Below are 10,127 nucleotides of genomic sequence, written 5' to 3'. Positions count from 1 at the left end.
TGGACGCGAGCGCCGTGCGGGTCGCGGCGTCGGCGGAGAACCCGGTGCCGTTCATCGACGTCATCGGCGGCAACGCCTACTACATCGGTCCAGCGCCCAACCCACCCCCGGGTCACGCCGAAGTCGCACCGTCAGCGGTTGAAGGCGTCCTTCGCGGCGTCCTTGACGTCCTCGGCCGCCTGCTGAGCCTTGGCCTTGGCCTGCTCGGCCACGCCCTCGGCCTGCAGCCGCTCGTTGTTGGTCAAGTCGCCGATGGCCTCCTTGGCCTTGCCCTTGAGCTCCTCGGCCTTGTTCGAAATGTCGCCCATCGCCTGCCCTTCTCGTTGCGGCGGCCCCACCGACCGCCTGCCCACTCACTGCCCGGCCGCGACCGGCCGCAAACCTGCCGGTGCACGTCGGCGTCCGGGCGGGTGGCGTGGCAGACTCGACCGGTCTGGTACGGCAGGAGGTGGCTGTGTTCGATCACTTCGTGTGGTCGGTGCTCGTCGTACCCGCCCTGATCAGCATCACGGTGCGGTTGCTGGCCGACCGGCTGCCACCGGGCCGGGCGGCCCGGACCGTGGCCTGGTCGGCGGCGGCCACGGCAGCGGCGAGCATCGCCAACCTGGTCGTGTTCACGTTGAAGGCGCTGGCGCAGACTCCCGTCGCCGGAGCGCTGTTCGGCTGGTCCACCGAGACCGTGTACGCCGACACCGCGCAGGTCGCGTGGGTCCCGGTGGTCAGCTCGGTGCTGCTGGCCGGGTCCGGCGCGGCGATGTGGCGCACCGTGCGCCGCCACCGCCGCACGATCGCCGAGGCCCGCGGCTACGCCGACGGCTCCGGCGGTGTGCTGCTGGTGCCCGACGCGCGGCCGCAGGCGTTCGCCGTGCCGGGGCGGCCCGGGCGGATCGTCGTCACCACCGGGATGCGCGAGCGTCTCACGGACGCGCAGTTCGACGCGGTGATCGCGCACGAGCGGGCCCACCTCGACGCCGGCCATCACCGTCTGGTCGCGCTGGCCGAGGTGGCCGCGGCGGCGCATCCGGCCCTGTGGTGGGTCGCGCGCCACGTGGGCTATCTCGTGGAACGCGCCGCCGACGAGCACGCGGCCGCCGCCGTCGGCAGCCGCCGCACCGTCGCGCACGCCATCGGCGCCGCGGCGCTGGCCGGCGCCCACACTCCGGCGCTCGGCCTGCGGGCCACCGGGCGGCCGGGAGTCGTCCCGCGACGGGTCGCGCACCTGCTGCAACCGCCGCGGCACGGGACGTCGCCCTGGTGGGTGCTGCCCGCCCTGCTGGCGGCGTCGTCGCTGGTCTGGACGGGCGAGGCCATCTACGACCTGGGCGAGCTGCTGGTGTACGCCAGCCAGACCCGCTGACACCACGCGGCGGCCACGCCGCCGGTGCGGATAGAGTCGGCGGTGATGAGCCCGACCCGACGCAGCACCGGCCCGGACGCCGCCGATCCCGGCCGACGGCGGGCGGGCCAGCTGGAATCGCAGATCGTCACCGTGCTGACCGAGTCCGGCCTGGCACTGACCCCCGGGCAGGTGCGCGACCGGCTCGCCCCGCAGACGGAGCTGTCGTACAGCACCGTGGTCACCATCCTCACCCGCCTGTACGGCAAGGGCGCGGTGATCCGCGAGCGTGACGGGAGGGCCTACCGCTACGCCGCCGTCCAGGACGCCGCCGGGCTGGTCGCCGAGCGGATGACCCGGCTGCTGGAGGCCGAGCCGGACCACACCTCGGTGCTGCGCCGCTTCGTGGGCAGTCTCGACGCCGACGACGAGCGGTTCCTGCGCGCGCTGCTGCGCGACGACCAGGACTGAGTGTTCTACATCTCGTAGAAGCAGTCGACGCGGTGGGCGGACCCGCTCCGGATCGGAGCACGCCCTGCCGATGACGTCCTCGCCCGTCACCAGGCCGTTGTGGCCGATCGCGCGCCATGAATGCGCACCCCGGTAGCCGATCCCGGCCGGCTTGACTTCTACAACATGTAGAAGCAACATAGCTTTGCCAAGCCTAATTTAGGGCAGCCTCACCTATGCAGCACACGTCAGCGAGGTACTCCTCATGTCCCACGTCTTCCTGCCCACGTACCTGATCGGGCTGCGCGAAGGGCTGGAGGCCACGCTGGTCGTCACCATCCTGGTGGCGTTCCTGGTGAAAACCGAGCGCCGGGACCGGCTGCGCTACGTCTGGACCGGAGTCGCCGCGGCCGCCGCGCTGTCGGTGGGCTTCGCCGCGGTGCTGCAGTACACCAGCGCGCACCTGGAGTTCGAGCGCCAGGAGTTGTTCGAGGCGGTCACCTCGATCCTCGCCGTGGCCTTCGTCACCTGGATGATCTTTTGGATGCGCCGGGCGGCCCGCTCGATCTCGGGCGAGCTGCGCGCCAGGCTGGACGCCGCGATCGCGCTCGGCCCACTGGCCGTCGTGGTCACCGCGTTCCTCGCCGTGGCACGCGAGGGCCTGGAGACCTCCCTGATCTTCTTCGCGACCGTGCAGGGCGCGACCTCGACGTGGTCGGTCGTGGCCATCCTCGGCGGCATCGCCACCGCGGTCGCCATGGGTTTCCTGATGTACCGCAGCGCCGTGCGGATCGACCTGACCCGCTTCTTCACCTGGACCGGCGTGCTGCTGGTGCTGGTCGCCGCGGGCATCCTCAAGTACGGCGTGCACGACCTGCTGGAGGCGGGCGTGCTGCCCGGCCTGAACACCCTCGCCTTCGACATCTCCGGCGCGCTGCCGCCCACCAGCTGGTACGCCGAGCTGCTGCGCGGAATGTTCAACCTCACCCCGGCGCCGACCGTCCTGGAGACCGTCGCCTGGGTCGCCTACGCCGTCCCCGTGCTCGTGCTGTTCCTGCTGCCGAACCGCCCCGCCCGGCCCACGGACGCCCCCGCTGCCGCCACCACCCCCACGCCGGTCGCCACCGGCGGCGACCGCTGACCCACCTCGATATCAGGAGTCACCCCATGCGCAAGCTCTCCGTGCTGACGGCCACCGCCGTACTCGGCCTGGGCATGTCCGCCTGCACCACCGATCCCGAACCGGCCGCGACCGGCGACGCGACCGGCCCGATCGCGGTCAAGGCGTCCGACACGGCGTGCGAGGTCGGCCGCGCCGAGACCGCCGCCGGCACCGTCACCTTCACCATCAGCAACGGCGGCGCCAAGGTGACCGAGTTCTACGTGTACGCCGCGGGCGACCGGGTGATGGGCGAGGTCGAGAACATCGCCCCCGGGCTCAGCCGCGAGCTGAAGGTCGAGCTGACCGCCGGCACGTACGAGACCGCCTGCAAGCCGGGCATGATCGGCAAGGGCATCCGGGGCGCGTTCAAGGTGACCGGATCGGCCGCGCCGCTGACCGCCGACGCCAAGCTGGCCGAGGCGACCGAGAACTACCAGCGCTACGTGCGCAGCCAGACCGCGGCGCTGCTGCCCAAGACCGAGGAGTTCGTCAACGCGGTCAAGGCCGGCGACGCCGCCAAGGCCAAGGCGCTGTTCCCGATCGCCCGCACCTACTGGGAGCGCATCGAGCCGGTGGCCGAGATCTTCGGCGACCTGGACCCGAAGATCGACGGCCGGGCCGAGGTCATCGAGGAGGGCATGGCCTTCACCGGCTTCCACCGCCTGGAGCAGGACCTGTGGGAGAAGAACGACATCAGCAAGTCCGGCCCGATCGCCGACCAGCTGCTGGTCGACGTGAAGGAGATCGTCGCCAAGGCGAACGCCGAGAAGCTGTCCCCGCTGCAGCTGGCCAACGGCGCGAAGGAGCTGCTGGACGAGGTCGCCACCGGCAAGATCACCGGCGAGGAGGACCGCTACTCGCACACCGACCTGTGGGACTTCGCCGCCAACGTGGAGGGTTCCAAGGCCGCCGTGCAGGCGCTGCGCCCGACCCTGGAGGAGCGGGCCCCGGACCTGGTCGGCTCGCTGGACACCGCGTTCGCCAACGTGGAGACCGCGCTGGGCAAGCACCGGGCCGGTGACGGCTGGAAGCTGCACAACGAGCTGTCCCAGGCCGAGCTGAAGGAGCTCAGCGACGTCATCAACGCCCTGGCCGAGCCCATCAGCAAGGTCGCCGCGGTCGTCGCGAAGTAGCCGCACCACCGGTCCGGCGGCCCGGCCTGCGGGCCGCCGGACCTGGGCGCATCGACGGGAGGAAAACGGGATGGTTTCGCGTAGGGCCGCGCTGACCGCGGCAGGAGTGGGCATCGCCGGGGTGGCCGGGGCAGCCGCCGTGGCGTCCGTGATGGTCGGCGACGACCACGGGACGGCGGCCGCGTCGCCCGCCGACGCCGTGCCGTTCCACGGCGAGCATCAGGCCGGCATCGTCACGCCCGCGCAGGACCGGCTGCACTTCGCCGCGTTCGACGTGATCACCAAGGACCGCGCGCGGCTGGTCGAGATGCTGCGCGAGTGGACCGCCGCCGCGGCCCGGATGACGCAGGGCCGCGACGCGGGCCTGCTCGGTGCGGTCGGCGGCCAGGCCGAGGCGCCCCCGGACGACACCGGCGAGGCGCTCGGGCTGCCCGCCTCGGGCCTCACCCTCACCGTCGGGTTCGGCCGCACCCTGTTCCGCGACGCCACGGGCGTCGACCGGTTCGGCATCGCCGACCGGATGCCGCCCGCCCTGCAGCCGCTGCCGCACTTCCCCGGCGACGCGCTGCGGCCCGAGATCAGCGACGGCGACCTCTGCGTCCAGGCCTGCGCCAACGATCCCCAGGTGGCGGTGCACGCCATCCGCAACCTGGCCCGCATCGGCTTCGGCGTGGTCAGCATCCGCTACTCCCAGCTCGGGTTCGGGCGCACCTCCAGCACCTCCCGGGAGCAGGCCACCCCGCGCAACCTGATGGGCTTCAAGGACGGCACCCGCAACATGAAGCTCGAGGACACCGACCTGCTGCGCGAGCAGCTGTGGGCCCGCGCCGAGGACGGCGCGGCGTGGATGGCCGGGGGCAGCTACCTGGTCACCCGCCGGATCCGGATGACCGTCGAGACCTGGGACCGCACCTCGCTGGCCGAGCAGGAGGCGATTTTCGGGCGGGACAAGGGCGAGGGCGCGCCGCTGGGCCGGGCCAAGGAGTTCGACGAGCCCGACTTCGACGCCAAGGACGACGGCGGCGAGCCGCTGATCGCCAAGCAGGCGCACATCCGCCTGGCGCATCCGGACTTCAACGGCGGCGCGCACCTGCTGCGGCGGGGATACAACTTCGTGGACGGCACCGACGGGCTGGGCCGCCTGGACGCGGGGCTGTTCTTCATGTCCTACCAGCGCGACCCGCACCGGCAGTTCGTGCCGGTCCAGCGCAGCCTGGCCCGTGCCGACGTGCTCAACGAGTACATCCGACACGTCTCCAGCGGACTGTGGGCCTGCCCGCCCGGCGTCACCGGCGAGGGCGACCACTGGGGCCGGGCACTGTTCGCCTGACGGGCACCCTGGCACGAGGCGCGCAGGCGGCCGCTGCGCGCCGCGGGTCAGCCGCCGACGTGGATGCCGGGGCGGCGCGCCGGGTCCTGCTCGCTCTGGCGCAGGATCTCACGCACCACCGGGGGCGTGTCGCCGCGGCCGAGGATCAGGTACCGGAACAGGTGGGTCAGCGGCGAGCCCTCGGACCACTCGAAGTAGCAGTGCGGTCGCACGCCGGTGGTGTCGCGCAGCGCCAGCAGGATCGCGGCGATGGCGTTGGGCGCGGCGGGAGCGGCCGCCCGCAGCACCCGGTAGCCGCCGACCTGCGCACCGGTCACGTGCAGCACGTTGGTGAACTGCGACGGGTCGACCACGTCGATCTCCAGGAACAGCACGTCGGCGCCGCCGGGCACGGGGTTCATGCCGCGCTGCTCGGCCTCCTTGCCGGCGTACTCGGCGGGGTCGCCGGCCTGGCGGCGGTTGGCGATCAGGTTGAGCTGACCGTCGTGGACCAGGGACTCGGTGACGAACTGCCGGGCCCGGGTGTCGAACTCGATGTGCTCCACGCGCAGCTCGGTGGTGCGGGTGATGCGGGAGATCAGCGAGATCGCCACGATGCCGAGGATGAACAGGGCCGAGATCGCGATGCCGTCGGGCTTGGCGTGGATGTTCTCACCCAGCGCGTACAGCAGGATCAGGCTGAGCAGCGCGAATCCGGCGGCCGCCCAGCGGCGGCGGTAGCGGGCGGCCGAGATGGTGACGGCGATGCTGCCGGAGACCATCATCGCGAGGATGCCGGTGGCGTACGCGCCCGCCTGGGCCTCGACGTCGGCGCCGAAGGCCACGGTCACGCCGATGCACACGACGGTGTAGACCAGCACGACCGGCCGCACCGCCCGGCCCCACTCCGGGGCCATGCCGTACGACGGCAGGTACCGCGGCACGATGTTGACCAGGCCCGCCATCGCCGACGCGCCGGCGAACCACAGGATCAGGATGGTGCTGATGTCGTAGAGCGTGCCGAAGCCCTCACCGAGGTGCTCGTGCGCCAGGTAGGCCAGTGCCCGGCCTTTGGCGGCGCCGCCGGGCGCGAACTCCGGCGCCGGGATCAGCACCGTGGTGACGAAACTGGTCGCCAGCAGGTAGACCGACATGATCAGCGCGGCGACGGTGAGCAGCTTGCGGGTGTTGCGCACCCGCGAGACCATCCGCGCGCGGGCGTCCGCGCCCTCCGCGGCGACCAGCGGCATCATGCTCACGCCGGTCTCGAAGCCGGACAGGCCGAGGACCAGCAGCGGGAACGCCAGGACCGCGGGCCCCAGCACCCCGCCGATCCCGCCCCCGCCGCTGGTCAGCGCATCGGTCCAGCCCGACCACGCGCCGGGTGTGGTGAACACCTCGGCCAGGCCCACCACCACGATGACCGCGTTGAGCGCGAGGAACGCCGCCACCAGCGGGATCGCCACGCCGACGGCCTCGCTGAAGCCGAGCAGGAACACCCCGCCGAGGATGAGCAGCAGCACCACGGTGATGGCGACCGCGTGACCCTCCAGGAAGTGGGGCGCCAGCGGGTTCTCCAGCACGTGCACCGAGGCGTCGGCGGCCGACAGGGTGATCGTGATGATCCAGGAGGTGGCCACGAAGCCGAGCAGCACCAGCACGAAGACCTTGCCGCGCCAGAACGGCAGCAGGTCCTCCAGCATCGCCACCGAGCCCTGCCCGTGCGGGCTCTCCTTGGCCACCCGCCGGTACATCGGCAGCATGCCCAGCAGCGTGAGCGCGACGATGAGCAGCGTCGCCAGCGGCGACAGGGCACCGGCGGCGGTCGCCGCGATGGCGGGCAGGTAGGCCAGCGTGGAGAAGTAGTCGACGCCGGTCAGGCACATCACCTTCCACCAGGCCTGCGGCTTGGCGTGGTCGCCGTCGGCCTCGGGACCGACCGGCTGCACCCGGTGCTGCAGCAGCCAGCGGTTGAGCCGGCCGGCGGGCTCGGGGGCGGGGCCGGGGCTGCCCACGGTCGCCGGGATCGCGTACTCGATCGCCTCGACCGTGTCGGTGTCGTTCATGTCTGTCTGATGCCCGTTTCTGCAAGCGCCGGTGAGCCTTCGAAACGATAGGTCATCTGCCGCCTGAGCCGACGTCAAAATTTCGTCAAGATCCGGCCGGGCCCGTGGCGGGAGGTGCCGGCTCGGCGCCCGGCCCGGTCTGCCGGGCGGCGGCGGGCAGGGCCAGGACCATGGTGACTCCCCCGCCGGGGGTGGTCTCCGGTTGCAGGGAGCCGCCCATGGCCTCGGCCAGCCCCCGGGACAGGGCCAGGCCGAGGCCGACCCCGGTGTCGTTGTCGCGGTCGCCGAGGCGCTGGAATGGCAGGAACACCTGTTCGCGCTGGTCTTCGGGGATGCCGGGGCCGTGGTCGATGATGCGCAGCTCGACGCGGGCGTCGTGCGCGCTGGCGGTGACCAGCGGCGGCCGGGCGGGCGGGCTGAACCGCAGCGCGTTGGCGAGCAGGTTGACCAGCACGCGTTGCAGCAGGCCCGGATCGGCGTGCACGGCCGGCAGGTCGTCGGGGATGCGTACGCCGATGCGCCGGCCGGGCGGGCCCAGCTCGTCGAGCGCGTGCGGCACGGCCTCGTCGAGCCAGACGTCGGTGGCCGCCAGGCCCAGCGCCCCGGCCTGCAGCCGGCTCATGTCGAGCAGGTTGGCGACCAGCCGCGACAGCCGGTCCAGCGACTCGGCGGCGGTGGCGAGCAGCTCCCCACGGTCCTCATCGGTGAAGTCGACGTCGTGGCTGGCCAGGCTCGCCACGGCGGCGATGGCCGAGGCCAGCGGCGTACGCAGGTCGTGGCTGACCGCGGCCAGCAGCGCGGTGCGCAGCCGGTCGGCCTCCGCCAGGGGTTTGGCCTTCGCGGCCTCCTCGGCCAGCCGCTGCTGGCGCAGGGCGAGGGCGGCCTGGGCCGCGAACGCCTCGACGACGCGGCGGTCGGCGGCGGGCAGCGCCGGGCCGCGCAGGACGACCGTGACCTGGTCGTCGACGGGCACGATGGTGTCACCCTCGGCGGGGCTGTCGCAGGGCCGGCCGCCGACGGTCGCGGCGACCCGCCAGGCGGTGGGGTCCGCCTGGCAGTCGGGGGCCGGTGGGCTGTCGTCGCGGCGCTCCAGCACGGTGACGGCGTCGAGGGAGAACGTCTCGCGGAGGTTCTCCAGCAGCGCCTGCAGCGGGCGGGAGCCGCGCAGCACGCTGCCCGCGACGGTGGCCAGGGTGGCGGCGTCGGCGGAGGCGCGGGCGGCCTCGCGGGTGCGCCGGGCGGCCAGGTCGACCACGGCGCTGACGGCCACGGCGACCAGGACGAACACCGCCAGCGCGAGGACGTTCTCGCGGTTGGCGATGGTGAAGGTGTGCACGGGCGGGGCGAAGAAGAAGTTCAGCAGCAGCGAACCGGCGACGGCGGCCAGCAGCGCCGGCCACAGGCCGCCGACCAGCGCGACGGCGATGACGAAGGCCAGCACGAGCAGGATGTCGCTGGTCAGGGAGAGCCGGCCGCGCGGCGCGTACAGCAGCAGGATCAGCGTGGGCAGCCCGGCCAGGGTCAGCACGAAGCCGGCCAGGCGGCGGCGTGGGGACAGCGCCGGGCCGGCGCCGGCCGCGGGCCGCCTGCGGCCGGCGCGTTCGTGGGTGACCAGGTGCACGTCGATCGGCCCGGACAGGGCGGTGGTGGTGACGCCGACGCCCGGCGAGAGGATCTGCGCGAAGCGGCCGCGCCGGCTGGCGCCCAGCACGAGCTGGGTGGCGTTGACACCGCGGGCGAAGTCGAGCAGCGCCTGCGGGATGTCGCTGCCGACGACCTGGTGGTACGTGCCGCCGAGGCTCTCCACGAGCAGCCGCTGCTTGGCCAGCAGGGCCGGGTCGGCACCGGCGAGGCCGTCGGAGCGGGCCACATGCAGGGCCATCAGGTCGGCACCCTTGCTGCGCCCGGCGACGCGGGCGGCGCGGCGGATCAGCGTGTCGCCCTCCGGGCCGCCGGTGAGCGCGACGACGACCCGCTCGCGCGCCTCCCAGGTCTTGTCGATGGCGTGGTCGGCGCGGTAGCGGTCGAGCTGCTCGTCGACCTTGTCGGCCAGCCACAGCAGGGCCAGCTCGCGCAGCGCGGTGAGGTTGCCGACCCGGAAGTAGTTGCCCATCGCGGCGTCGACCCGGTCGGCGGCGTACACGTTGCCGTGCATCATGCGCCGCCGCAGCGCCTCCGGCGTCATGTCGACCAGTTCGACCTGGTCGGCCTGGCGCACGATGTCGTCGGGCACGGTCTCCCGCTGCACGATCCCGGTGATCTGCTCCACGACGTCGTTGAGCGACTCCAGATGCTGGATGTTGACCGTGGACAGCACGGTGATGCCGGCGTCGAGCAGCTCGTGCACGTCCTGCCAGCGCTTGGCGTTGCGGCTGCCCGGCACGTTGGTGTGGGCGAGCTCGTCGACGACCGCCACCTGCGGGGCACGGGCGAGCACGGCGTCGACGTCCATCTCGGTGAACGCCGCGCCGCGGTACTCGAGGCCCCGCCGGGGCACGATCTCGAGGTCGTCGATCATGTCGGCGGTGTGCCGGCGGCCGTGGGTCTCCACGAAGCCGACGACGACGTCGGTGCCGCGGCTGCGGCGGCGCTGAGCCTCCTCCAGCATGGCGTAGGTCTTGCCGACGCCCGGTGCGGCGCCGAGGTAGATGCGCAGCTGTCCGCGTGCCAT

Annotated in this window: 8 protein-coding genes; 5 read left to right on the top strand and 3 right to left on the bottom strand. The window is 72.9% G+C overall.

Going from position 1 to position 10,127, the window contains the following annotated elements:
* Positions 1–131: 131 nt before the first annotated feature.
* Complete coding sequence (locus AB0J67_RS23635; RefSeq protein WP_363485599.1) at positions 132–308, bottom strand: CsbD family protein; 177 nt, start codon at positions 306–308, stop codon at positions 132–134.
* A gap of 146 nt (positions 309–454) precedes the next feature.
* Here AB0J67_RS23635 and AB0J67_RS23630 point away from each other — a divergent pair, with 146 nt between their 5' ends.
* From AB0J67_RS23630 to efeB, 5 genes are all read left to right on the top strand, one after another.
* Complete coding sequence (locus tag AB0J67_RS23630; RefSeq protein ID WP_363485598.1) at positions 455–1,357, top strand: M48 family metalloprotease; 903 nt, start codon at positions 455–457, stop codon at positions 1,355–1,357.
* Between the two features lie 45 nt (positions 1,358–1,402).
* The gene (locus AB0J67_RS23625; RefSeq protein ID WP_363485597.1) at positions 1,403–1,807 is read left to right on the top strand and encodes a BlaI/MecI/CopY family transcriptional regulator; all 405 of its coding nucleotides are present in this window, start codon (positions 1,403–1,405) and stop codon (positions 1,805–1,807) included.
* Between the two features lie 244 nt (positions 1,808–2,051).
* On the top strand, positions 2,052–2,927 hold the full coding sequence (gene efeU, locus AB0J67_RS23620) for an iron uptake transporter permease EfeU (RefSeq protein ID WP_363485596.1): 876 nt from the start codon (positions 2,052–2,054) through the stop codon (positions 2,925–2,927).
* Between the two features lie 26 nt (positions 2,928–2,953).
* Positions 2,954–4,081, top strand: coding sequence for an iron uptake system protein EfeO (gene efeO, locus AB0J67_RS23615; protein WP_363485595.1), 1,128 nt, complete (start codon positions 2,954–2,956; stop codon positions 4,079–4,081).
* A 70-nt stretch (positions 4,082–4,151) separates the two neighbouring features.
* Positions 4,152–5,411, top strand: a complete 1,260-nt coding sequence (gene efeB, locus AB0J67_RS23610) for an iron uptake transporter deferrochelatase/peroxidase subunit (protein WP_363485594.1) — start codon at positions 4,152–4,154, stop codon at positions 5,409–5,411.
* Between the two features lie 47 nt (positions 5,412–5,458).
* On the opposite strand, the gene AB0J67_RS23605 is transcribed toward efeB, so the two are convergent.
* Positions 5,459–7,456 (bottom strand): amino acid transporter, encoded by a 1,998-nt coding sequence (locus AB0J67_RS23605; RefSeq protein WP_363485593.1) that lies wholly within the window; start codon positions 7,454–7,456, stop codon positions 5,459–5,461.
* A gap of 85 nt (positions 7,457–7,541) precedes the next feature.
* Positions 7,542–10,127: a DUF4118 domain-containing protein gene (locus tag AB0J67_RS23600; RefSeq protein ID WP_363485592.1), complete on the bottom strand. Its 2,586-nt coding sequence runs from the start codon at positions 10,125–10,127 to the stop codon at positions 7,542–7,544.

The sequence above is a fragment of the Catellatospora sp. NPDC049609 genome, from assembly GCF_040675365.1.
Lineage (GTDB): Bacteria > Actinomycetota > Actinomycetes > Mycobacteriales > Micromonosporaceae > Catellatospora.
The sequence above is the reverse complement of the archived record's forward strand: the minus strand, read 5'-3'. Positions and strand labels throughout refer to the sequence as shown.

Excerpts from the sequence above, each read along its gene's own strand:
- AB0J67_RS23635 (WP_363485599.1), bottom strand. The coding sequence starts at position 308 with ATGGGCGACATTTCGAACAAGGCCGAGGAGCTCAAGGGCAAGGCCAAG.
- AB0J67_RS23625 (WP_363485597.1), top strand. The coding sequence starts at position 1,403 with ATGAGCCCGACCCGACGCAGCACCGGCCCGGACGCCGCCGATCCCGGC.
- efeU (WP_363485596.1), top strand. The coding sequence starts at position 2,052 with ATGTCCCACGTCTTCCTGCCCACGTACCTGATCGGGCTGCGCGAAGGG.
- efeO (WP_363485595.1), top strand. The coding sequence starts at position 2,954 with ATGCGCAAGCTCTCCGTGCTGACGGCCACCGCCGTACTCGGCCTGGGC.
- efeB (WP_363485594.1), top strand. The coding sequence starts at position 4,152 with ATGGTTTCGCGTAGGGCCGCGCTGACCGCGGCAGGAGTGGGCATCGCC.
- AB0J67_RS23605 (WP_363485593.1), bottom strand. The coding sequence starts at position 7,456 with ATGAACGACACCGACACGGTCGAGGCGATCGAGTACGCGATCCCGGCG.
- AB0J67_RS23600 (WP_363485592.1), bottom strand. The coding sequence starts at position 10,127 with ATGGCACGCGGACAGCTGCGCATCTACCTCGGCGCCGCACCGGGCGTC.